This is a genomic window from Flavobacterium piscisymbiosum (assembly GCF_020905295.1).
GTDB lineage: Bacteria > Bacteroidota > Bacteroidia > Flavobacteriales > Flavobacteriaceae > Flavobacterium > Flavobacterium piscisymbiosum.
Genome location: NZ_JAJJMM010000001.1, coordinates 3,798,257 through 3,822,299 on the forward strand (window position 1 = coordinate 3,798,257; position 24,043 = coordinate 3,822,299).

A 24,043-nucleotide genomic window follows, 5' to 3' on the forward strand; every position below is an offset into this window, starting at 1 on the left:
GCTCCGTTAAAAACGGAGCTAATTTTTTTACAAATCAGGATTATTTAAACGGGCATCAAGAGGGAATGGAAGCGTATAACGCGGATCATTTTCTATTAATGTATAATCCTGATCATTAAAAGTATGATTGATTTGTTGTTGTGTTGTTCGTCGCAAATCAAACCAACGGTGACCTTCTACAGCAAACTCACGTTGTCTTTCCTTAGCTATAAAATCAAGAAGCTGAGTTTGTGTCATGCCAGCAATCGAAGTACTTAATGTGTTAAAAGCTGTTGCAGTATATCTGTTTTTAATGAAAGTTATTACAGTTGTTCTTGCGGTTGGCAGATCGCTTAATTGTGCTGATGCTTCTGCTTTAGTCAAATACAATTCAGATGTTCTGAACGTACATTTTTGAGCGATATCACCACCTTTTCTAAATCTGTATCTGCTTCCGCTTGCCTGATAATACAAAGCAAAACGCAAGTCGTTTGTTTTATCATAAACGCCTGTTAAAGTTGGCGCAGCATATGACGCTCCTTTCAAAAGATTAATAAAAGGATCTTCAAGCGCTAATATAGATTCCGGACCGTTATAAAGGTTAGGTAAAGCAGCAGTTGTGTTTAAATTGATTAAAGCACTTTTGTATGTCATTGCTTTATCTGCAGCTGCAATGGCTTTTGCCCATTCTTTTCTGTATAAGAAAATACGAGATTCCATAGCATATAATGCAGCCTTAGAAAAACGGTAGTTAATACCCGCTGTCTGAGTGTCTAAATTTAATAATTTTCTAGCCTCTTCATTATCAGATAAAATCTGGTCGTAAATAACAGCAACACTTTGAGGAATGTAAGCCTGCTCTAAATCTATTTGTAAAGCCAACGGAACACCTCTGTCTGTTCCAGCTGTTGCAGCATTAAAAGGTTTACTGAAGATATTCAATAAATCAAAATAAGTTAAGGCTCTTAGTGCATAAGCTTCTCCTATTAGTTGATCTTTCTCTGCAGAAGGCGCTAATTTTGCACTTGCTTCATTGATGATAACATTCGTATAGAAAATTCTGTTGTACAAAGCAGCATAAGGAAAACTGTTTGTAGTTTTATCAGGATTAGCATCGTTCCAGATATAATGATCTCTGTAAAAAGTAGCATTATCATTAAATTCATCCAAAACCAATTCGTCTGCTCTAATAGCAGATAATGCTTTATGAATAGCAGTTGTAGAATAGCCGCTTGTCATTACTGCTCTGTAATCAGTTAAAGTTTCCGGAATTACTTTACCTACCGGCTCAACATCAAGATAATGATCACAGCTTACAGTAGTAATGGCTACACCGGCAAAGAATACGTATTTTAATATATTTTTCATTTTAAATCAGATTAAAAAGTTAGGTTACATCCTAAAGATATTGATCTTGGGATTGGTTGTGCATAGATATTTCCGTATGTTTCAGGGTCAAAGTAACCTTTATAATCAGAGCTGATTACAAATAAGTTTCTTCCTTCTATACTAAATCTAACACTGTCCATAAACAATGTTTTTGTTGCTGTTTTAGGTAATGAATATCCTAAACGAACGCTGCTTAAACGCATATAGCTCATTTCATGAACCCAAGTATCTAAATAGTTGTAAACATTAAGTGGTGCTCCTGCTGGAGAAAACCATTGGAAAGCCATCCATGAATCTCCTGTTCCTGAAGTTTCACTAGTAATTCCAGGTATGTGCGAACCTGTATTAGTAGGTGACCATGCATTAAGTATATCTGTAGTGTAGTTTTGACCACGATCTACTTGTGTACCATTAAAATTTGGTCTTTCAACAACAGTTTGTTTAAGATTGAAAGTGGTAGCAATAGTAAGATCAAAATTATGAACTTTAAATGTGTTGATAATACCACCAGTAAATTTAGGATCTGCATCTCCAACATAAGTAAACAAATCTCTTGTTTGTTCATCTGTAAGTTTTGATTGCGAGAAAACTCCAGGGAAAAAATCTGCATAAGGATCAAAAAGACCAAAAAGAGTTTGGGTGTTTACAGTTTCTCCTTTTTTATTTACAAATAAAGGGAAACCACTTTCATCAATTCCGTTAGTTTTTAATGCAAATACGGCATTAACAGGTAATCCTTGTCTTGAAGGTAAATAGCTGTTAGATCTTATCTGGATACGATCAACAGTACTCTTATTATGAGCAAAATTAATAGTCGTGTTCCATTTAAAGTTCGGACGGTCAATGTTTCTTGTAGACAAAGAAATTTCATATCCTTTATTCGTTACCTGAGCCCAGTTAGCATTTGTAAACTCAAAACCGTTTTCAACAGGAAGTGATTGTAAACCAATTAAATCAGTACTTTTTCTTCCGTAAACATCAGTTACAATGTTGATACGATTGTTGAATAAACCAAGATCCATCCCAAAGTTGGTATTCTCCGTTTTTTCCCATCTTAATTTATCATTTGGAGGAGAAATTACAGTAATAATAGGTTCTGATTGTCCCGGTAAAATAATAGTTGTTTGATTTGTTCCAACGACATACGGAGAAGTATTTTTATCGATATTTCCTTGTAAACCGTAAGACGCACGTAATCTTAAATTAGAAACTATTTCGCTGCCTTTTAAGAAATTTTCTTCAGATACTGCCCATGAACCAGAAACTGCCCATAATGGTAAGTATTTGTATTTAGGATCTACACCAAATAAATCTGAACCGTCGTAACGAACACTTCCAAAGAAAGTATATTTTCTGTCATAAGTATAAGATGCTGTTGCGAACAATGATGCAAATGCATTTTCGTTTTCACTCTTTAAATACGTTCTATAGTTTAAATTAGATGCATAAGCCTGAGTTGGAAAAACAATTTGAGTTGTAGTCAATGTTTTCGGGTCGAAACCAAAACCTTTTGTATTAATAGCTGTGCTTTTGTTTTTTCTTAATTCATTACCCACCATAAATTCTAACTCATGTTTTCCTCCAAGAGTAGTACTATAGTTTAACATCGTTTTCCAGTTATATTGAAAAAAGTCAGTGTTTGAATTTTGAATAATTCCGCCCACAGGAAGGAAATAAGTATAAGCTCCATTTGCAAATACACTTGTTTTTTCTCTTTCTTTTCTTGTAAAGTAAGTGTCTTTACCAGCATATTTTTCAGAAGCATTGTTGTCAAACTGTAAACCAATTTGTGTACTTGCTTTTAATCCTTTTGTAATATTATAATCAACATCAAGTAATGCTTTTATAGATCTTGTAGTCAATTCGTAATTGGTATTTTCTCTTTCTTCTAAGTAATTAAAAGGAATATATACAGTTCCATTTCCATATCCGGTCATGTCTTTATCATAATTATAACTTCCATCAGCGTTTAATGGAGCTAAGTATGGATTTGCATTTCTGGAGTAATTAGCAGGATTTGTAAAAGTGTCTGTATCTGAAATATAAGATGATTTTTTACTTTGTGTACCAAAAATTCCAACTCCAACATGCAATTTATCAGTTACATCAAAGTTGTTTTTTAAAGTAAGGTTGTATCTGTCAAAACCAGTTCCGATAGTAGCACCTTCTTCGTTGTAAGCTCCTAAAGAGAAATAGTAATCAGATTTTTCTCCACCACCAGATAAACTTAATGTATATTGTTTGTTGATGGCGCTTCTGTACAATAAATCGCCCCAATTGGTATTGGTGTTTCTTAAAGCGTTGATTGAGTTTTGTGTTGTTGGACTTAGAGACGAAAAACCTCCCGATCTGTAGGCTCCTAATTCATTAGCCTGTTTAAGAATACGGGAAATTTCTCCGTTACCGTCTCTGTAAGTCAAATCTTCTCTTGAAGCCAGCGAAAGTTCAAAATCTACTTTTTGAGAAGAATTTAAAAGGTTTAATTTAGAAAAATCAGGTTTTTGAGTCACGAAAGTATTCACATTCAAATCTACTTTCATGCTTCCTTTTTTTCCTTTTTTAGTCGTTACCACAATAACACCGTTTGCAGCTCTTGCCCCGTAAATGGCAGTTGCAGCAGCATCTTTTAATATGGTAATATCTTTAATATCCTCAGGATTTAAACCTGCGATAGAAAAATTGCTTAAAACATCGATATTGTCTTTGTCGTAGTTTTGAGGAACATCATTTCCTTCAAGAGGTAAACCATCTAAAACCCATAACGGATCCTGTGCACCATTAAGAGATGCAGTACCACGAATTCTGATTTTTGAGATCGTTCCCGGAGCTCCCGTTTGTTGTGTTACGGCAACACCCGCAACCTGACCAATTAACATTTGATCTAAACTCGCCACACCCGCTTGTTTGATATCTGCCATTTCAACTTTTGCAACAGCTGATGTCAGTTTTCTTTTTTCGATCTTTTGGTAACCTGTAACCACGATTTCTTTTAATTCGCTTACGTCAGATTTTAAAGAAATAGTGTATTGGTTTTTATCTGTAATATCAATTGTATAAGGCAGATATCCCATATAAGAGACTCTTAAACTTTTGATATTACTGTTGATTTTGAATTCGAATGCACCATCAAAATCAGTTACGGTACCAAGGCTTGCGCTCGTGATCACCCCTTTTTGTTCTGTGTTGTTAGATATGGAACTATTCTCGACAAAAACAGTAACTCCCGGTATCGGTAGTCCGTCTTTGGCATCAAGTACCTTTCCTTTAATAGTCCTTTCCTGCGCATACCCCGAAAGGGCAACAAGGAAACTCAGCATGTAAAATAAATTCTTCATTGGGTTGTTTTTGGATTGTATTAATTTATAGTGTGTTGTTTAAAGCCTTTTCAATACGTTGAATCAAATCAAAATAATGGTTTCTGGTTTCCTGATTTCCGATGTTTCTTTTCGTTTTCAGTAATTGTAACACCTGATTCAATTCGCCTTTTTTATCAGATGTCACTTCAGAAACTCTTTTTAGAGAAGATTGATTAATGTTACGCGCCATTTTAGATTCATCTAAATAATCACACAAATGAGGCATGCTTAATGTTTCTTCTAACTGAATGATTTTTTTCGCGTCAGTTTTTTCAAAAAGTTTATTTGTCGAAACAATCAGTACATCAACATAATTTTTCTGAGTCATACGCTCCATAATCGTAAGCGATTTATTCTGAATGGTAGGAGCAAAAATATTTTGGTGTAATGTTTTGAATAATTGTGTTACAGTGAACACATTTTCTTTGGTTTCGTTGCGCTGATACAACTCGTTTTCGGTAATTCGCAACAAACGATCGTCGCTTAATAAACTGTATAGAACTCCGTATTGTAATTCTCTTGCCAATGTGTAAGGAGTATACTCATAAGGTCCAAGAGGAGAATCTTTCAACGGATTTGTTTTATCTAAAATCGGGTTAAAAAACAACCATTCCGGAAGCTTGATACTATTGTTTAATAAGTACGAAACCGCTCTTTTCTGGATTGCTGCAGGAACCGCAACATAACTTTGTTTGTTATCACCGTGAACCGTTGTGTTCAGGTAAACACCACCTACATTGGTCAATACATGATAGTTATATAGATTCCACTGGCCAATTGCACCAATATATAATTTACCCGTCTGGTAGTAAGATTCGTCTTTGTCGTACGTCCATTCAAGGATTTTACCCACAACTCTTTTTAAGTTTTTAAGTCCGTATTCGCTCGCTTTCATCGCATCATCACCCAAATCTTCAGATTGCGAACGCGGATCTATCGTAGCGTCACCATCTTGTTGTTCTCCGTAAAAATAAACCGGATCATCCTGGTGTTTTGTAATCAATGCATTCAAAGCATTGTGCTCTTCTGTTTGATCCCCATACCATCTGTAACCCCATTCGATAGCATATTTATCGTATTCACCAATTTTTGGAGTAATCGCTTCTACGTTATCTTCCGGTTGAGCGATATAATTGTAACGTGCATAATCCATGATTGATGGAGCAGTTCCGCCCATTTTTGCTGTAAAAGCCGGTGATCTTAATGATTCTACCGGATAAGCAAATGAAGCCCCCATATTGTGTTTTAAACCAAAAGTATGTCCAACCTCATGAGACGATACAAAACGAATTGCTTCTCCCATATGTTCATCACTAAATTTGTTTCCTCTTGCTTTAGGGTCGATTGCGCCAGTCTGAATGCGCATCCAGCTTTGTAATGAAGTCATTACGTTATGCCACCAGATAATATCAGATTCGATGATTTCACCACTTCTTGGGTCTACAACTGCAGGTCCCATAGCATTCGATTTTTGAGACGCTACATAAGTTATAACCGAATAGCGTACGTCATCAATATCAAAATCAGTATCTTCTTCTGTAGGCTCTTTTGCAATTACAGCATTTTTAAATCCTGCTTTTTCAAAAGCAGCCTGCCAGTCGCGAACACCTTCTATAATATAAGAACGCCATTGTTTAGGTGTAGATGGGTCGATATAATAAACAATAGGTTTTTTAGGTTCTACTAATTCACCTCTTTTGTATTTTTCGATATCCTCTTTTTTAGGTTCTAATCTCCAACGCGTGATCAATTCTTTTTCTAATACTGCATGTTGGCTGTCGCTGAAATACCAGTGTTTTTCTGAGAAATATCCAACACGTTTGTCGGCAAAACGAACTTGCATAGGTACTTTATCCAATAAAACAATATTAGAAGTAACCCCAAAAGTAACCGAAAGGGCAGGACCGCCTTCGCTTACAGAAGTAGTCAGCTGCGATTTAACCACAATATTTTTAGGAAACGTTTTCACATTTTCTATATACGAAAGTTCAGATTTTACAGATCCTCCAAAACCAATATTGCTTAAAACATCATTAAAGCTTTTTTGCTTTCCGTCAAAAACCTTATTGGCTTTTATTACTACCGATGTCGAATCGTTGTTTTTAGTTTCGATATCAAAAACTTCGATAATCGATTCTGAAAAGTTACTGTTTACAGATGCTGTAATAGCGTCTCCAACCGGCGATGAAACTTTTGGTACAGATGATTTTACCCAAACTTTTTTGGCAACCAAATCTTTATGAAACGTGATGATTTTATTCTCGTAATTCATTCCTCTGTTTAAACCTGCATCATTAACAGGTAAAGGAACATTTGAAATTTTATTAACGACTAAGAATTCTCTTTGAAAAAGTGAATCGTTGATCTCCAGATAAAGATCTGTTTTTACCTGAATAGTATTGAAAAGACCTTTTTTGAATGTACCTTTTTTAATAAGGTCATCATATTTTTGTCCTTTCGCATTTTTTAATGAATCCTTAACTTGTTCTGTTTTGTCTTCTTTATTCTTTTTGTTCTTTTTTTGAGCAATCATAGTACTAGTATTCAGTACCAATACCACCAAAGCGATATTTTTTAGACTTCTCAACAATGCCTTTTCTCTCATAGAAAGTTAAGTTTAGGTTAATTTTTGGCTAAAAATATTGCATGAATTACGTTAAAAAAAGCAAAATGGAGTGAGTGGCTTTTTTTCGGGAGTGAATGTTTTTTTTTATCCAATTAAAGGTAAAATGCAAGTAAAATCGCCGTCTTTTTTATACGCTTTAAAATTGTCTTTAGAGTAGTATTTATAAATACTTTCTAAGTATTTGTGACCAAACTTAGATTCTTTCCCGAAGTTTTGCTTTTCGTTTAAATTATTGGTAATAATTACAACGTTTTCGTTAATGTTAATTGTGATTTGTAAAGGAGTTTCTTCAGAAGCAATATTATGCTTAATTGCATTTTCTACAGCAATCTGAAAAGCCAGATAAGGCACTTTTTTTGCCAGAAAGCTTTCATCTTCAATAGTAATAGTAAAGACGAATTCCTCAGTAAAACGGGTTTGCTGCAAAAAGATATATTTTTCGATAAAAAGCAATTCTTCCTGCACCGTAACAATATTATTAAGCGGCGGATTAATAAGGTATCTGTAAATTTTAGAAAGGTTTAATGTAAACTTTCTTGCTACTCCGGTATTGCTTTCAATTAGCATATAAAGCGAATTCAGCGAATTGAACAAAAAGTGCGGATTAATCTGCTCCTTTAATTGTTGTAACTGAATCAGGGCTTTCTCCTTATTAATCATTTCGTTTTCTAGCAGCAATTTGTTTTTTTCCTGCGACAAGATTTCTTTTTCCTGAAAAGTTCTGCGCGTAAAAATGGTAAACAAATAAAAGAATACAATTAAAATGGCAGTAGTAATGATATAAATGAGATACGCATATTTTTTTACCGCATTTACATCTTCATTCGAAATTTCTCTCGGAAAATTTACAGCTATATACCAATTTGTTCCTTTTACATTCAGGCGTTTGGTATAGCGTACAATATCTAAAAGCAAATATTCTGATGGGGCAATTCTCTTGCTAAAATCCTCTCTTTTAGAAAAAGTAGTATCCTGAGGCGCAATATTAGTAAGTTGAAAAATGTTCTTTTTCAATAATTTTATTTCAGGATGATAAATAATCGTTCCTTTTTTATCAAACACAAAAGCATAATTAGGCGCTTTTTGATCAATAGTCGAGAAATAAGTCTGAAGCGATTTCAAATCAATGTCGTAGCCATATCGTATTACAGTTCCATTTGCAGTGGTATACTTATAATAAATGCGCCAGAAAAAGTTTTCAGGATCTTCGACAATAGTATTAGATTGATTAAGATCTCTGTTTTTAGCAACAAAATCTTTTATAGCAATTTCGAGATTGGAATCGTTTTTAGAAACGGTAAATTCTATTTTATGATCGTCGATCTGAAACCAGTTGTTTTTTACCAGACTATCATTGGCATGAATGTTACTTAAAACCTTTAAATTATCAGATAAATTTTTAGTGTTGCTGATATCTACAATTCGTTTCAGTTCACTTTTTGATTCCAAGAAGCGTGACAATTCCTGTGCAATAACTTCCTGTTTTTTTACAAAACTACGCTGTGAGCTTTCTGCATTTGATTTTTCAGTAACCTCAGTCATCAAACCGCTCAGGATATAAATAGAAAGCAACGTAAGAAAAACGAAAATGATTCCTAAAATGAAGAAGTTCCTGCTGGAAAAAGTATTTTTTAAAGTAAATTTCAAAGTGTAATAAAAAAAATTAAGGAGCATCGAACTCCTTAATTGCAATAGGGTAATAAATTTTTTTCGTGTGCAAATATAAAACTTTTTGACTGATACACTTTGAGTTATGAAATCTTAACACATATTTCGGGTAGTCGTTTAGTAAAAATCTTGTTAAGAGGGAAGTACTTTATAATTTAACCGCAATCCCGATAGCTATCGGGAGCAAAGTTTTTTATTAAGCAAGGTTTTAATAAAAACGCAAAGTTCGCAAAGCTTTGTCTTTAATTAAGCTTTGCGAACTTTGCTAGATTAGTATTTTTTTTTTGATTAATTACCTAGGATTTCGCGTAAAGTTGCAAAGCCGCCAAGTTAAAAAATGTAAAAGCTTTGCGACTCTGCGACTTTGCGCGATTATAAAAAATGGATTGAACGCAAAGCTTTGCGAACTTTGCGTAAATCTTAGCTCCCGATAGCTATCGGGATTGCGGTAAAATGACAAAGTATGCTCATTTCAAACCTGAAACTTGAAATAAAAATTAAGAAATCTGAAGATGTTCCAAAGTTTTCCCGACTAAAGTTTTCACTCCAACAACCCTAAACCCTAATTTAAGATATAGTTTCTTCGCACCCGGATTTCCTTCTTCAACCAATAAACCTAAAGTCTGCTTGTTTTTGGTTACAATTTCTTCAATCAAAAACTGCAATAATTGAGAACCAATTCCTTTTCCCTGATGATTTGGACTTACGCCTAATGCGTCAATATAAAATTCCCCACTTTGGGTTTCATTTTCTGGACTAAAATCAGGATTGAAATTAAGACGAACATAATCCACAACAGGTTTACGAAGTTCCTGCAATTTTGCTCCATCATAAACAGCAACAGCTCCTACAATTTCATCGTTTTCTTCAGCCACAAAACAATTCTGATACGAGTACTGATTGCTTTCATATTCAACAAAATGAAGCAGGAAATAATAGGCCGTTTTAGGATCTTTTTCGCCAATGAATTTATAAATTATTTCTTCCATTGCCAGCAACAAATATTTGGCAATAGATTCAGAATCTTCAATAGTTGCTTTTCTAATAATCACGATATGTATTTTAAGAGTACAAAATTACGGTAAGTTTTAAGTATTGATTCTTTTCTTTAAAATAATGCGATAAATAGGCGCCATTTTTAAATTTTCGATAAAACTTTCAAAATCATAATTTATTAAAATTTAAATTTAAAATATTTATAATCAGCTAGTTATTTGCTTTTTGAAGTTGTAAAATAACCAATTATTAGACCGAAAAGCACAGTAACAAAAATGAGTTATCGAGACATAATTATTTTTTGAAAATCACTGTTTCTGTATTAAAAAAGTTACTTTTTTAAAGTTGATTGTTGATAACTGTTTTTTTTGAAAGTGATATTGAAGCAGTTTTTTATGTTGATAACTCTATTTAGATTTATTTTAAATAGCTGATGTTTCGGGTGTTACGGATTATTATGATGCTGTTGATAAAAAGTAAATTTTACATCAATTTTAAGGGGCTTGAAGCTGTTGATAATTGGATGGATTTTTAACATCAAAAGGTGGTCGAAAGAAGAACTGTGGGTTAATTTTGTAGGTATAGAAATGTCGTTGAAATCCCCAATAAACGAATCATTTTTATTTTAAATAAGTCACCATTTAATACTATACATATGTCTATTTTCGATAAAAGAATCAATTATAAACCTTTTGAGTATCCAGAGGTATTGCAATTTACAGAAGCTATAAATAAAGCGTATTGGGTTCATACCGAAGTCGATTTTACTGCTGATACTCAGGATTTTCATTCGCATTTGAATGCAGCCGAAAAAACAGCCATTAAAAACAGTTTATTGGCTATTGCACAAATAGAAGTAGCTGTAAAAAGTTTTTGGGGTAACATTTACGAGCATTTCCCAAAACCGGAATTCAACGGATTAGGAAGTACGTTTGCCGAATGTGAGTTCAGGCATTCTGAGGCTTATTCGCGTCTTTTGGAAGTTTTAGGTTATAATGATGAATTCGAAAAACTGATGGAAATTCCAGTAATCCGCAAACGTGTCGATTATCTTTCGAATGTATTAAAAGATACCAAATCTCAGGACAATAAAAAGTATGTGGTTTCATTGATATTGTTTAGTATTCTGATCGAAAATGTATCACTTTTTAGTCAGTTTGCGATTTTATTATCGTTTACAAGGTTTAAAGGATATATGAAAAATGTGAGCAACATTATCGCATGGACTTCTATAGACGAACAAATTCATGCCAATGGCGGAATTTATATTGTAAACAAAATACGCGAGGAATTCCCGGATTATTTCGACGAAGAAACTTTAACGCTTATTAGAGAAACAGTTAAGGATTCGATCAACGTAGAAGCAGATATATTAGACTGGATTTTTGAAGATGGTGAAATCGAAACAATCAAAAAAGCAGATTTGGTAAACTTCATGAAATTTAGATTAGACGAGAGTCTGACTCAAATCAATATTCCAACAATATTCAATGTTCCTGCCGAGGATTATAAAGCCATGGCATGGTTCGAAGAAGAAGTTTTTGCTAACAGTCTGGATGATTTCTTTGCGAAAAGACCGGTAGAATATACCAAACACGACAAAAGTATTACGGCAAACGACCTTTTCTAAAACAGCAAATTACAATTATGAATACAATAGATACAATCTCAGGAAACAGCGCTCCGCTAAGCGAAGCAGACAATAAAATGTGGTGGAAAAACTCTGAAAGTGAGCAAATTTTAAATCGTGGATATCTTTTAAAAGGTGAAACTGTAGAAGGTGCAATTGACAGAATTTGTACCGCTGCAGCAAAAAGATTGTACAAACCCGAGTTAAAAGAGTCTTTTGTAGAAATGATCGAACGCGGCTGGATGAGTATTAGTTCACCGGTTTGGGCCAATATGGGAACAGAACGCGGTTTGCCAATTTCTTGTTTTAATGTTCACGTTCCCGATGAAATCGAAGGAATTACACATAAATTAGGTGAAGTAATCATGCAAACCAAAATTGGCGGAGGAACATCCGGATATTTTGGAGAATTACGTGAGAGAGGAAGCGCCGTAACCGATAACGGAAAGAGTAGTGGAGCGGTAAGTTTCATGAAACTTTTTGATACGACAATGGATACCATTTCGCAAGGTGGCGTTCGTAGAGGTGCTTTTGCAGCATATTTAGATGTAGATCACCCGGATATCGAAGAGTTTTTGAAAATCAAAAGTATCGGAAATCCAATCCAGAACTTGTTTACCGGAATTTGCGTGCCCGATTACTGGATGCAGGAAATGATTGATGGTGATGCAGATAAAAGACAAGTTTGGGCTAAAGTTCTCGAAAGCCGTCAGCAAAAAGGATTGCCTTATATCTTTTTTAGCGACAACGTAAACAAAAACAAACCACAAGTTTATAAAGATAAAAACCTGCGTATAAACGCGAGTAATTTGTGTAGCGAAATCATGTTGCCGTCAAGTTTTGATGAATCGTTTATTTGCTGTCTTTCGTCAATGAATCTGGAACTTTATGAAGAATGGAAAGATACTGAAGCTGTAAAACTGGCGATCTTTTTCCTTGATGCTGTTTTACAGGAATTCATCGAAAAAACCGAAGGAAACTATTATCTGGCAGCAGCGAATCGTTTTGCAAAAAGACACCGCGCATTGGGATTAGGAGTTTTAGGATGGCATTCGTATTTGCAAAAAAATATGATTCCGTTTGAAGGTCTTGAAGCCAAAATGAAAACCACAGAAATTTTCAAACATATCAGTGACAAAGCCGATAAAGCGACTCAGGATTTAGCTAGAATTTACGGTGAACCTGAATTGCTAAAAGGATACGGAAGACGTAATACCACTACAATGGCAATTGCGCCAACCACTTCATCATCGGCTATTTTAGGACAAACTTCGCCAGGAATTGAGCCTTTTAGCAGCAATTACTATAAAGCTGGCTTGAGCAAAGGTAATTTTATGCGTAAGAATAAATACCTAAAAACATTATTAGAAGAAAAAGGTCTTGATAACGAAGAAGTTTGGAGAGAAATCATGCTAAATGGCGGAAGCGTTCAGCACATGAGTCAGTTGAGTCAATTAGAGAAAGATGTCTTTAAAACCTTTAAAGAAATCAGTCAGTTAGAGATTGTACAACAAGCCTCTATCCGTCAGAAATATGTAGATCAGGGGCAAAGCATCAACTTGAATATCCCTTCGGATTTGCCAATTAAAGAGGTAAACCGTTTGCTGATCGAAGCATGGCAATTAGGAATCAAAAGTTTGTATTACCAACGCAGCCAAAGTGTATCTAAAGAATTAGTTACGAGTTTGGTAACGTGTAGTAGTTGCGAATCATAAAAGTAAAGGCTGTTTGTTTAGACAGCCTTTTTTTGTGGCAATTTTTGGCCCACGGATTATGCGGGTTTTACGGGTTTTCACTGGTTTTATTTAAGGTGCAGCATCTTTGTCAAAGTTGATCATCGCATTTTTGTCATCCCGAGAAACGAGGGATCCCCGCAAATAACTCGACAAAAAAATGTCACCAGAATCTTGTCATCTCTCGACGGAGAAGAGATCACAGAAGAAATGCCGCAAAGAAAATCAACAATCTTTGTCGAGTTCCGTGTGTGATCTCTCCTGCGTCGAGATGACAAACAGTACGTTATAACTTTGCCAAAGTTTAAAATTTTGACAAAGATCTATGCTCATTTTTGTCATCCCGAGGAACGAGGGATCTCCGTTAGTAGCTCGACATGGTAGATAAACCTTGTGTCAGTTTCTTGCGAGGATCCCTCGTTCCAAGATGACAAACTATAAGATAATATTGTTATGAAAATGATTGTCCTAGCCCCGATAGAAGTGGAAATCCTTTTGTTCCGGGGTTCGGAACAAAAGATTGGAACGGATAGCGGGATTAGCTCCTAAAAAAAAGACTGCCCTTTTACAGACAGTCTCTTTCAAACTAAAAAAACAAAAACCTAATGGCTTTTACTATTTTCAAAACCTAAAATAGTAATGGTATAAGGCGTATTCGAAACCTTGATTTTCTTAGCAATTGCCATATTCGACAAGTTCAACTGAAACAATTCTCCTGTGTTTGGAGAAGTGATATAAGCAAAATTCTCTGTTAACTGAATTTGTGGTTTTGATGTGGCATCGCTTGCTGTTTCCGGAATTACTTTTGCCTCTTTTTCAACTTGCAAACTCGTTAAGTTGAATAATTTGAATTCACCTGAAAATAATAGAATTCCTAATTTGCTGTTGTTGTAACTTACTTTACATTGCATAATGTTGGTGCTTTGCAAGATTGGTTTTATGGTTCCGGCTGCAACATCAATTAAATAAGCGCCTTTTGCGGCAGTATATCCTATAAATTTTCCTTTGGCTTTAGTTTCTAAAATGGTTCCAAACCAAGCCGTTCCAAAATCTTCAGGAAGTGCAATTAGTTTTTGTTTTCCAGAACTTTCTACTACAAGAACACCGCTTGCAGAACCAAAAACAGCGTAAGTTCCGTCAGAAGCATTTCCGTGGATTCCTTTTGTTGCAACAGTAGATTCGAACAGCGTTTTACCGGTATTATCGATAATTTTTACTTTTTCCGGTAATGTTCCCGCAACCGAATTGTCTTTTTGAGTAATAGCATAAGTTCCGTTTGAGAAAGTCGCCATAGCGCCGTGATGTGCCAATAAACCTGCATTTATGGTTTTAAATTTAGCTCCGGCAGTATTAATCTCCGATTCTTTGGCTACCGATAAAGTTCCGTCTCCATCGTTGAAAGTCAGTAATTCTCCAATTTTACTTTTAAAGTGCGTTGGCAAAAGTGATTGACCCGTTAAGGCACCGAATTTTGGATTTCCGTCTACATCAACGTGATCGCCGTGGCTTTCGAATCCGCTGTCAAAAGTTTCAACGGTATTGTCTGCTCTGTGTACAATTCCGGCATATCTTCCTGATTCTGTAGTATAAAGTGCTGACTTTGCAAATTTTGCATTAAAAGAAGTGATTGTCGCATCAACCGGATTTACTAATGTTATAGCTGTGGTTTTTTCATCAGAAAGTAATAATCGCAAATATTTATATTCTGTCAACGCTTCTTCTGGCGTTTCGGTGGCATTGTCATCGTCATTGCTACAAGAGACAGCAAAAGTAGATAAAGCAAATAAGAAAAGGAGCTTGAAATAATTGTTTTTCATGGTAAAACGTGTTTAAATTAATTTAGGTTTTAAAAAATGTGTAGATTAAAAATTGATGGTAACAGGCATTGATTTGTAAACACTCAAATTATAAGAGGTGTTTTTGTAAAGAATAACCCAATTGTATTGCCCGGATTGCCATGATTTGTCTGCTGTTGTTGGGTTTCCTTCGGCATCTTTATCAGCGCCAACAACGATACTTTCGCCGCCCCAAGCATCATTGATCTTTTGCAGTGTAGCAATTTTTGAAGCCGGAGCAAGACCTTTGTGTTCTACTTTTGAGATTACTATAACTTTTTTGAAATCAAGATTATCAATACTTTCAGGATGGTAATTCAGGCTCTTTTTGATCAAAACCGAATATAATATTCCGTCGCCCATAATCTGGCTTACTTGTGCATGTGCCGTAATCTTATCGTTCTTTTTGAAGATCAATTCCGGTTCTACCCAGGTTTCCATATAATAAATAAGATCGTCATTTCGGGAAAGCATATCACGGCCAATTAGCGGATCAGCAGGCATATTGGCTGGATCTGTAATGGTAACTTCTTCTTTGATTTCGAGTTGCGATCCGTTTTCGTCCAGAACAATAAACGAGAAATCGAATTTACCTTCGGGAGCGTCTGCAGGAATATTGAAATGTTTGTGCACATTGGTATTTTTAGCGCCTTTGTATTCTGCAAAAGACAATTCGAACTTCCAGTCTTTGGTATACGTTTCTCCTTTTTTTGGAAGTATTTTAATTTGGACATCGGCGATTTTGTCTCCGGCAAGTACATCAGCATTAAAATGGAAATCACGTCCAATTAAGGCTTTTTTGTTATTGCCAGTTCCAATTTCAACATTGGTGGCTGTTGGTTTCAAAACTTCGTTGTTGTCGTCATTGTCGTTGTTACAGGCCATAAATCCGGCGGCGATAACAAAAAACAGCAGAAATAATTTTGCTTTTTTCATAAGGAATTGGGGTTTGTTAATTGCATTCATATTAAATTGATTTATGTATTAAAAAAGGAATTTTAACCGATAGAATGATGTTTCTGCTGGCTTCGGGAAGTTCGATCAACCTGTAAAAACTGGTATGATTGAGGTATTTTGTATTGAATAAATTCTGAACCTGAATACTAATAATAAAATCCTGTTGTCCTGCTTTTGCCTTGGTTCCCATCGCGAGATTGAAGACGTTGCTGGCTGCAGTTTTTCTTTCGGGTGGAACGATTTGATTTTGTTGCGCCGTATACCGATAATCAAGGGAAAAATAAGTGTCTTTTAAATTTTTGATTTCCGGATTGTACGTCATCCCAAATAAAACCGAAGCGGGCGGAGAAAAGGGAAGTGTATATCCTTTTTTGCTCCCGGATAATTGTTCCGAGTAAAGATATTCGGCCAGAATTTCTCCGCTTAAATTTTTCAGGAACTGATAACGCGTCTGCAATTCACCGCCGTAACGCATGACTTTGCTTTGCTCATATTCAAATACCTGATTGCCTGCTCCGTAATAAATATCATGTTGCGAAGTAGGATTCAGGTAAATGTAATTGGGGAAATAATTAAAAAACGGACTCAGTTGCACCGACCATTTGTTTTCCTGCCATTCCATACCAAGATCTAGCTGATACGAATGTTCTGCCGATAAATTAGGATCACCTTTTTCGAACCTGAAATAATGATAATTTACACCGTTTGAAGCCAATTCTTTGGCAATTGGCATTCTGAAACTTGTTCCCACATTGGCTTTAAGCGACCATTGCCCCGGCGTATAATTCACGCCTGCCGACCAGTTGAAACTATTGAAAGTTCGGGTAAGTTCTTGAGAACGTTCTAAATATTGCTGCGTAGTCTGACCGTTTTCGGTGACTTCGCTTTGAAACCAATCGGTGTATGGTTTCATTTCGATTTGACCATGATCCAGACGAATGGCACCGTGAACCAGCCACAAATCATTGAGCTGAAATTTATCATAAACAAATAATCCTGCAGTCGATTGCTTAAAGGCAGGAATCAGAAAACTCCAGCCGTTAATCTCATTTTGCTGCTGCTCGCCATTTAAACCTACTGTAAATTCATGTCTGCCTAACGATAACTCATCCTTAATCGCAACTGAAAAAACTTCTTTATCATATTGTCTTTCCAGGTCTTTTGGCGCGTACATATCGTCAGGATAAATAGGCGGCATATATCCATGATTGACATAATGGCTCCATTCGCGACGGAAATTCTGCTGAAATCCTAATTGTGTTTCGAGTTTGTGAGTTCCTATCGAAAACGAAGTTGTATTACTAATTTTAGTATGCGTTACTTCCTGAAAAGGCATCAGAATATCACGGCTCGATTTGTCATGAAGTTCCGTATCAACATTTCGCGGTTCTAGCCCGTGGGCATTGGCAAAAAAGCCACTTTTGGTGTAAATATTACTTACGTAAAAAATAGATTTAAAGCGATCAGAAACATAGCCCACACTTCCGTGTACATCCATTTCACGACCTGCTGTATTGCGCAAATGGTTTTTGTAAAGCGGAACCGCATAGTTATAAACCTGGACTATATCAGTTGGTACGCGGTAATCGCCATAATCCATAGTGGTTATTCTGGTATCGAAAAACCATTTTTCATTTCGACCAAATAAATTAAACGATCCTCCAAATTGTTCGTTATTGCTTTTGCCTGTAAAATCAACGCTTCCGCCCAAAACATGCTGGGCAGGAAAGGGCACAGGTTTTATATTGATGGCTCCGCCAATAGCATCAGATCCGTACATGAACGAAGATGGTCCTTTGATAATTTCAACCCGATTAACGGCATATTGATCGATTTCTAAACCATGATCGGCGCCCCATTGCTGGCCTTCGTGTTTGATACCATTCTCGACCACAATTACCTGATTAAAACTGAGTCCGCGTATTAAAGGTTTTGAACCTCCGGAACCAATGGAAATGGTTTTAACCCCCGGAAGTCTTTGCAATGATTGCATCAGGCTTCCGCCAAGATTGCGTTGTATAAAACTACTGTTGACGGTTTCGATATTCAGGGATTCCTGTTTTTTTCGACGGGACTGATCAGTAATCACAACTTCCTGCAATTGTTTTGCTTCGAGTTTTAACAAAATTGCAAGTATTGTATTTGAATTTTTATCCAAAGAAAGTTTCATTTCATAAAAAGAATAACCAGAATGACTCACTGTTAATTTGTTAGAATTTTTAGGGATTTGAGGAAAGTAAAAATTTCCCTGTTGGTCTGTAATAGTACTTATAGCAGAAGGATAAATCGTTACGATAGCGCCATCCAACGATTTATGTCCGTCGGAAAATACGCTGCCGGATACTCGAACAGATTGCGCTGTAGCTTTTGCAACTATAGCAAAGCAACAAAGCATCAGGAAAAATGTCCGTAATCGATTCGGTTTATTTTCGTTCATCAATTCATTATAAAATTTTAATACTTAGGCCTTTAATAGTTTGCCAGCCTTCTTTATCGGTCAAGCGAATCATGAAATGATAATCGCCCGGATCGATATCGGTTGGGATCGTGATTTCCTGAACAGCTTCGTAACTTTTTTGTTCGTTTGGAATTGTAACCGAATTGATGTACAACATTGGATTCACAGGTTTTTTGATAGGTTCAGCAGTACAATTATTGACTTCAGTACTGTGCGTGTGATGATCAAAATTGTGATGAATATCAAGGCTGTAAGATCCCAAAGCAGCATTATCTGTAAATTTTGCCTTGAATGTGATTTTTTGACCGCGGGTTATTTCGCTGCATTGTACAGGGAATGCATTCGAAGCCGAATTATCGATTACAGGATATTCGGTGTCAATTTCGTTGTTGTCACTGCTACAGGATGTGAGAGCGAAAACAGCTAATAATACGCAGACGAGAGTTTTAGTTTGCTTCATTTGGATTGATTTTTAAAGTATTATATTTAGAAAATTGAGTTACGGAAAAGCAGGAAATAATTATTAATTGTGAAATTGGGAAAGTAAGTCGTGCGAAGGGATGATTCAATTGGAATATTGAATTTAGTTGTGATAGAAATATGGTCTGGTACTACTTCTTAATCTGATTTTAGACAACGTAGTTTTATTCCCCGTAAGGGAAAATTTTACGTTTTAAAATAAGAGAAAGCGTTTCTAAGCAAGTTGTTGCAAGAAAAATGAAATAGTAATGATTAGAAAAAGTGAATTGCTTTTCTGACCTAAATTAGATTCTAAAACATATAAGTGCACATCAATTCATATAAATGAAATGATTACTTTTTATAGTTTTAAACAATAGGAGGTGCCCTTAATGAGAATAAAGAGCCTTTGAAAAATGGGGAATATGATTTTGAATAAAAATGTACAAAATGAATTATTGTACTGTTTTTGTAAAACTGAAACGTAACAAATTCAAAAGTAGTAACAGGGCTAAATTTAAAATGACAAATAGCGCATTCTTCATTCGAATGATCATGAGCCTTAAATTCGGTTTTTGCCGTATGATGTTGGTGTTGAATGCATTTGTGCGCATTATGGCTTTGTATGTGTTCGTAAGAATGTATTGCCGGAAATAGTATTGCAAATGCTACTATAAGCGGTAAAAAGAGATTTATGATTTTGAATTTCTTTTTCATTCAGATGAATCGATATTGATAATGCAATATTGTTACAAATATAAAATTCTTATTTATAAATGCAACATTGTTTCATTAAAAAATATAATAATTAGTGAGATAAAGAATAAAGAATAAAGAGTAAAGAGTAAAGAGTAAAGAGTAAAGAGTAAAGAGTAAAGAGTAAAGAGTAAAGAGTAAAGAGTAAAGAGTAAAGAGTAAAGAGTAAAGAGTAAAGAGTAAAGAGTAAAGAGTAAAGAGTAAAGAGTAAAGAGTAAAGAGTAAAGAGTAAAGAGTAAAGAGTAAAGAGTAAAGAGTAAAGAGTAAAGAGTAAAGAGTAAAGAGTAAAGAGTAAAGAGTAAAGAATCTAGAGTAAAGAATAAAAAATTAAGATGATTTTAAAATCAAAACTTAGATTTCAGTCTGCTTAGGGTTTCCTGGGAGACATTGATGTATGAGGCGACGATTTTGTTGGGCAAACGTTTTACGATCGTTGGGTTTATTTTTAGCAGCCATTGATAGCGCTCTAAAGCATCCATGGTGGTAAACGACATCAATCTGTTGGTATTATTTACGTAGGCTTTTTCTAAATACGAACAATAGAATTGCATCCATTCCGGAGCGGTTTTGAGGAGATGATTAAAATCTTCATGGCTGATATACAAAAGTTCCGATTTTTCGATTACCTGAATATATTCTAGAGAAGGTAATTTGGTAATAAAGCTGACCAATGCTGTAGCAATTTGATTTTCGAAAGCAATATATCGGGTAACATCTTTTCCTTCTTCATTGATAAAATAAAGCCTCAAACAACCTTTGCCCACAAAATACGTATGTTGACTGGTTTGCCCCGCCGAAAGCAGAAGTTCATTTTTGCTTTGTTTTAAAGGTTTGAAATAAGATAAAATCGTATTAAGGTTTTCATCAGAAACCTCAATACGATTTTTTATATAATCACCAAGTTGCTCGTATATCATTTGTTACTTATAATCTCTCACAAATTTGCGGTAATAAATGATATCCTCAATAGATAATACTACAAAATCGTGTTCTTCTGCAAAGCTAATGATTTTGCCGAGTTTAGCCATACTGCCATCTTCATTCATTAATTCGCATAAAACAGCTTCTGGTCGTAAACCCGCTAATTTCATCAAATCTACGCTGCCTTCTGTATGTCCGTTTCGTTCGAGAACGCCGTTGTTTTTGGCTCTTAACGGGAAAATATGTCCGGGTCTGGCTAAGTCAGAGGCTTTTGCATTTACAGCACTTGCAGCTTTAATTGTAGTAACGCGATCTGCTGCCGAAACTCCTGTGGTTACACCTTTTTTTGCTTCGATAGTGATCGTAAACGGAGTCTGAAAACTGCTTGTATTTTCCTGAACCATATAAGGCAATTCGAGTTGATCTGCTTTTTCGTTAGGCAAGCAAAGACAAACGATTCCGCTGCATTCACGAATCATCATCGCCATGTTTTGAACGCTTATATGTTGTGCCGAAAAAATCAAATCACCTTCGTTTTCGCGGTCTTCGTCATCGGTTAATAAAATTCCTTTTCCGTTTTGTAAATGTTGTAATGCGTTTTCTACGCGTTGTACGCTCGTTAAACCAAATTTTTCTAAAGGATATGTTAGTGTGCTGATCATTTTATTTTTGGGTATTAAATTAATGAGCAGCAAATCTAGAATTGTTTAATATGCAAAAGTTTGATGTAGGTCAATAAAATGAGCTTTTTAGTTGGTGCCGAATTTTAAGCTTGACTTGAAAAAAAGTTTGTCACGAATTCAACGAATTTTCACTAATTATTATAGCGGAAGGAGGAACCACAAATTACACAAATTTCCGCAAATTTTTTTTTACAATCTTTGAGTTTTAAAAAAAAGAAGAAGCAATACTATTTAAGAATATGGGGTAAACAATTCAAATTTATGTTTATGCGCAATCTTTATTAGTATTCTAAGTGAATACTATTGATATGAAAAGAGTTAATTATTATATAAAATTAATGTTTTGACTTTATAAAATATACTTTTTAGTATATTTGTACTCTAATTTTATTTCAAAATGCTTACAAAGGCCGAAAAAACAAAACAATTTATACTGGAAACTGCAGTACCTCTTTATAATGAAAAAGGTATTTCGGGAGTCAATATTGATGATGTTCTTGAAGCTACAAAGCTTACGAAAGGATGTCTTTACGGCCATTTTGAAAATAAAGAAGATTTGTCTGAACAAGTAATCGATCTGTCACTTAAGATGGTTTCAGACAAAATCAGAGCCGCAGTTTATTCCGGAAAAACAATTAAAGGTAAAATATTTGCTTTTTTGGATTTTTATAAGAATCCAATTGAGACCTATATTTCCGGCGGATGCCCAATATTCAATACAGCTGTAGAAGCAGATGATAATTATCCTTTTATAAAAGAAAAAGTGGCTAAAGTTTTTAAAAACGGTCAGCAGGAATTAAGTGCTTTACTTCAGGAAGGAATCAATAATGGGGAGTTTTCTACTACGCTCGATCCTGTGGTTTTTGCTTTCAAATTAGTAGCTTCTGTAGAGGGAGGAATCGTAATGTGCAGAGTTATGAATACGGCAAAACCAATGCAAGGCCTGATTAAAAATCTAAAAGCTGAGTTAGAAGGATACACGATCTAATTTTTTTTGATATAAAATAGACTAAAAAGTATATTTTAGAATAGACTAAAAAGTTTAAATGTTAAAATAAATAATTGAATTTAAACGAAAAAACATAAAAAACGAAATTTTTAATTTTAAATAATATACAATGAAAACAACAGGAAATACAGTATTCATAAGTGGAGGAAGTGCCGGAATAGGTTTGGCAATTGCTAAAAGACTGAATGCTGCAGGCAATAAAGTAATTATAAACGGGCGTAATAAAGAACGCCTTGAAAATGCATTAAAACAACTGGATACTGCAACTGCCATACAAGGTGATTTGTCGATAGAGGCAGACAGAATTCGTATTGCAAAGCAATTAAAGGAAACTTATCCAGAGGTTAATATCATCATTAACAATGCCGGTGCCGCTTTTAGTTATCTCTTAAATGAAACTTTGAATGCTCATGAAAAAGCAGCTATCGAGATGAATACGAACTATTTGAGTGTGATTCATTTTACAGAACTTTTACTACCTCATTTAATACAAAAGGAAGAAGCTGCTGTTGTAAATATTTCCTCAATCGCTGTTTTTGGCAGTCATAAATTAGTACCAACTTATGGTGCGACCAAAGCGGCATTGCACAGTTATACAGTTGCATTGCGATATACTTATGAAGAAGAGAAAAACCTTCAAATTTATGAGGTATATCCGCCATTGGTAAATACGGAGTTCTCGGCAGAAATTGGTGGTGCAGACGGAATCCCTCCAAAAGAAGTTGCTGATGAATTGTTCTTGGCTTTAGAAAATAATCAATTTGATGTTCCGGTTGGTGATTCAAAGCAATTTTTTAAATAATTTAGATATGAATATAAAAGGAAAAACGATATTAATTACCGGAGGAGCTTCGGGAATTGGTTTAGAATCTGCAAAACAGTTTTTAGCCGAAGGTGCCAATGTTATTATCACAGGTAGAAATCAGTCCAAATTAGATGCAGCAAAAAAAATGCTCCCAACATTAACAACTATAAAAAGCGATGTTGAAAATGAGGGTGATGCAGTGGCACTTTTTGAGAAAGTATCTTCATTGGGCGGAATAGACATTTTGTATAATAATGCAGGTGTTGGCAGTCCGGCACTTAATATGGGAATTGCAAGTGATCAAATCCTGAAGAATGCTATTTACGAAATGAATATCAATTATTTTGGTGTTATACGATTGAATACTCTTTTTATAGACATGCTGAAATCACGAAAAGAAAGCGCTATTATAAATACAACGTCGATTTTGAGTATGGTACCCGCGCTTGAAGAACCAACTTATTCAGCGACTAAAGCTGCATTAAGTTTTTATACGAGAGTACTTAGAAAAAATCTGGAGATACTAAACAGTAACGTAAAAGTTTTCGAACTTTTGCCTCCGGTTGTAGCAACAGAAATGACTGCCAAAAGAAACGATAAAAAAATGACTCCGGAACAATTGGTAAAAGCTCTTATTTCGGGAATCAAAAAAGATCAGTTTACGATTCGGGTTGGAGATACAAAATTGTTATATGTCGTTAGCAGGTTTTTTCCTCAATTGGCTTTTAATTTGGTCAATCCTAAAAAAATATATGCAGGTTTAAGGCAATAATTAGAACTTTA

At 35.1% G+C, this 24,043-nt stretch carries 17 protein-coding genes; 5 read left to right on the plus strand and 12 right to left on the minus strand.

Going from position 1 to position 24,043, the window contains the following annotated elements; all coding sequences use genetic code 11:
* Positions 1-27: 27 nt before the first annotated feature.
* From LNP81_RS16505 to LNP81_RS16525, 5 genes are all read right to left on the minus strand, one after another.
* The gene (locus tag LNP81_RS16505; RefSeq protein ID WP_230037684.1) at positions 28-1,347 is read right to left on the minus strand and encodes a RagB/SusD family nutrient uptake outer membrane protein; all 1,320 of its coding nucleotides are present in this window, start codon (positions 1,345-1,347) and stop codon (positions 28-30) included.
* 11 nt (positions 1,348-1,358) lie between these two features.
* A complete protein-coding gene (locus tag LNP81_RS16510; RefSeq protein ID WP_230037686.1) occupies positions 1,359-4,703 on the minus strand; it encodes a SusC/RagA family TonB-linked outer membrane protein in 3,345 nt (1,114 codons plus the stop codon).
* 25 nt (positions 4,704-4,728) lie between these two features.
* Positions 4,729-7,329 carry a zinc-dependent metalloprotease gene (locus tag LNP81_RS16515; RefSeq protein ID WP_230037688.1) on the minus strand — a complete coding sequence of 867 codons (2,601 nt, stop codon included), beginning with the start codon at positions 7,327-7,329 and terminating at the stop codon, positions 4,729-4,731.
* A gap of 105 nt (positions 7,330-7,434) precedes the next feature.
* Positions 7,435-8,997, minus strand: a complete 1,563-nt coding sequence (locus LNP81_RS16520) for a histidine kinase (protein WP_230037690.1) — start codon at positions 8,995-8,997, stop codon at positions 7,435-7,437.
* A gap of 518 nt (positions 8,998-9,515) precedes the next feature.
* Complete coding sequence (locus LNP81_RS16525; protein WP_230037692.1) at positions 9,516-10,070, minus strand: GNAT family N-acetyltransferase; 555 nt, start codon at positions 10,068-10,070, stop codon at positions 9,516-9,518.
* Positions 10,071-10,669: 599 nt separating this feature from the next.
* Between LNP81_RS16525 and LNP81_RS16530 the strand changes: the two genes are divergently transcribed.
* Entirely contained in the window at positions 10,670-11,644 is a 975-nt protein-coding gene (locus LNP81_RS16530; protein WP_230037694.1) for a ribonucleotide-diphosphate reductase subunit beta, read from the plus strand.
* 17 nt (positions 11,645-11,661) lie between these two features.
* On the plus strand, positions 11,662-13,359 hold the full coding sequence (locus tag LNP81_RS16535; RefSeq protein WP_230037696.1) for a ribonucleoside-diphosphate reductase subunit alpha: 1,698 nt from the start codon (positions 11,662-11,664) through the stop codon (positions 13,357-13,359).
* A 620-nt stretch (positions 13,360-13,979) separates the two neighbouring features.
* On the opposite strand, the gene LNP81_RS16540 is transcribed toward LNP81_RS16535, so the two are convergent.
* The 7 genes from LNP81_RS16540 to ribB all read right to left on the minus strand — a co-directional run bounded on the left by LNP81_RS16540 (position 13,980) and on the right by ribB (position 21,425).
* Complete coding sequence (locus LNP81_RS16540) at positions 13,980-15,194, minus strand: hypothetical protein (RefSeq protein ID WP_230037698.1); 1,215 nt, start codon at positions 15,192-15,194, stop codon at positions 13,980-13,982.
* Positions 15,195-15,239: 45 nt separating this feature from the next.
* Positions 15,240-16,148 carry a DUF4625 domain-containing protein gene (locus LNP81_RS16545; RefSeq protein WP_230037700.1) on the minus strand — a complete coding sequence of 303 codons (909 nt, stop codon included), beginning with the start codon at positions 16,146-16,148 and terminating at the stop codon, positions 15,240-15,242.
* A gap of 31 nt (positions 16,149-16,179) precedes the next feature.
* Entirely contained in the window at positions 16,180-18,606 is a 2,427-nt protein-coding gene (locus LNP81_RS16550; RefSeq protein WP_230037702.1) for a TonB-dependent receptor, read from the minus strand.
* Between the two features lie 7 nt (positions 18,607-18,613).
* Positions 18,614-19,087, minus strand: a complete 474-nt coding sequence (locus tag LNP81_RS16555) for a DUF4625 domain-containing protein (protein ID WP_230037704.1) — start codon at positions 19,085-19,087, stop codon at positions 18,614-18,616.
* 368 nt (positions 19,088-19,455) lie between these two features.
* The gene (locus LNP81_RS16560) at positions 19,456-19,803 is read right to left on the minus strand and encodes a hypothetical protein (protein ID WP_230037706.1); all 348 of its coding nucleotides are present in this window, start codon (positions 19,801-19,803) and stop codon (positions 19,456-19,458) included.
* A 383-nt stretch (positions 19,804-20,186) separates the two neighbouring features.
* The gene (locus tag LNP81_RS16565; protein ID WP_230037708.1) at positions 20,187-20,759 is read right to left on the minus strand and encodes a Crp/Fnr family transcriptional regulator; all 573 of its coding nucleotides are present in this window, start codon (positions 20,757-20,759) and stop codon (positions 20,187-20,189) included.
* Positions 20,760-20,762: 3 nt separating this feature from the next.
* Positions 20,763-21,425, minus strand: coding sequence for a 3,4-dihydroxy-2-butanone-4-phosphate synthase (gene ribB, locus LNP81_RS16570; protein ID WP_230037710.1), 663 nt, complete (start codon positions 21,423-21,425; stop codon positions 20,763-20,765).
* 418 nt (positions 21,426-21,843) lie between these two features.
* Here ribB and LNP81_RS16575 point away from each other — a divergent pair, with 418 nt between their 5' ends.
* The 3 genes from LNP81_RS16575 to LNP81_RS16585 all read left to right on the plus strand — a co-directional run bounded on the left by LNP81_RS16575 (position 21,844) and on the right by LNP81_RS16585 (position 24,032).
* Complete coding sequence (locus tag LNP81_RS16575; RefSeq protein ID WP_230037713.1) at positions 21,844-22,434, plus strand: TetR/AcrR family transcriptional regulator; 591 nt, start codon at positions 21,844-21,846, stop codon at positions 22,432-22,434.
* A gap of 130 nt (positions 22,435-22,564) precedes the next feature.
* Positions 22,565-23,257 (plus strand): SDR family oxidoreductase, encoded by a 693-nt coding sequence (locus LNP81_RS16580; RefSeq protein WP_230037715.1) that lies wholly within the window; start codon positions 22,565-22,567, stop codon positions 23,255-23,257.
* 7 nt (positions 23,258-23,264) lie between these two features.
* Positions 23,265-24,032: an SDR family oxidoreductase gene (locus LNP81_RS16585; protein ID WP_230037717.1), complete on the plus strand. Its 768-nt coding sequence runs from the start codon at positions 23,265-23,267 to the stop codon at positions 24,030-24,032.
* Positions 24,033-24,043: the final 11 nt, after the last annotated feature.

What these genes read in the sequence shown, in the direction of transcription:
- LNP81_RS16505 (WP_230037684.1), bottom strand. Translation starts at nt 1,347, where the DNA reads ATGAAAAATATATTAAAATACGTATTCTTTGCCGGTGTAGCCATTACT.
- LNP81_RS16510 (WP_230037686.1), bottom strand. Translation starts at nt 4,703, where the DNA reads ATGAAGAATTTATTTTACATGCTGAGTTTCCTTGTTGCCCTTTCGGGG.
- LNP81_RS16515 (WP_230037688.1), bottom strand. Translation starts at nt 7,329, where the DNA reads ATGAGAGAAAAGGCATTGTTGAGAAGTCTAAAAAATATCGCTTTGGTG.
- LNP81_RS16530 (WP_230037694.1), top strand. Translation starts at nt 10,670, where the DNA reads ATGTCTATTTTCGATAAAAGAATCAATTATAAACCTTTTGAGTATCCA.
- LNP81_RS16535 (WP_230037696.1), top strand. Translation starts at nt 11,662, where the DNA reads ATGAATACAATAGATACAATCTCAGGAAACAGCGCTCCGCTAAGCGAA.
- LNP81_RS16540 (WP_230037698.1), bottom strand. Translation starts at nt 15,194, where the DNA reads ATGAAAAACAATTATTTCAAGCTCCTTTTCTTATTTGCTTTATCTACT.
- LNP81_RS16545 (WP_230037700.1), bottom strand. Translation starts at nt 16,148, where the DNA reads ATGAAAAAAGCAAAATTATTTCTGCTGTTTTTTGTTATCGCCGCCGGA.
- LNP81_RS16550 (WP_230037702.1), bottom strand. Translation starts at nt 18,606, where the DNA reads ATGAACGAAAATAAACCGAATCGATTACGGACATTTTTCCTGATGCTT.
- LNP81_RS16555 (WP_230037704.1), bottom strand. Translation starts at nt 19,087, where the DNA reads ATGAAGCAAACTAAAACTCTCGTCTGCGTATTATTAGCTGTTTTCGCT.
- LNP81_RS16560 (WP_230037706.1), bottom strand. Translation starts at nt 19,803, where the DNA reads ATGAAAAAGAAATTCAAAATCATAAATCTCTTTTTACCGCTTATAGTA.
- LNP81_RS16565 (WP_230037708.1), bottom strand. Translation starts at nt 20,759, where the DNA reads ATGATATACGAGCAACTTGGTGATTATATAAAAAATCGTATTGAGGTT.
- ribB (WP_230037710.1), bottom strand. Translation starts at nt 21,425, where the DNA reads ATGATCAGCACACTAACATATCCTTTAGAAAAATTTGGTTTAACGAGC.
- LNP81_RS16575 (WP_230037713.1), top strand. Translation starts at nt 21,844, where the DNA reads ATGCTTACAAAGGCCGAAAAAACAAAACAATTTATACTGGAAACTGCA.
- LNP81_RS16580 (WP_230037715.1), top strand. Translation starts at nt 22,565, where the DNA reads ATGAAAACAACAGGAAATACAGTATTCATAAGTGGAGGAAGTGCCGGA.
- LNP81_RS16585 (WP_230037717.1), top strand. Translation starts at nt 23,265, where the DNA reads ATGAATATAAAAGGAAAAACGATATTAATTACCGGAGGAGCTTCGGGA.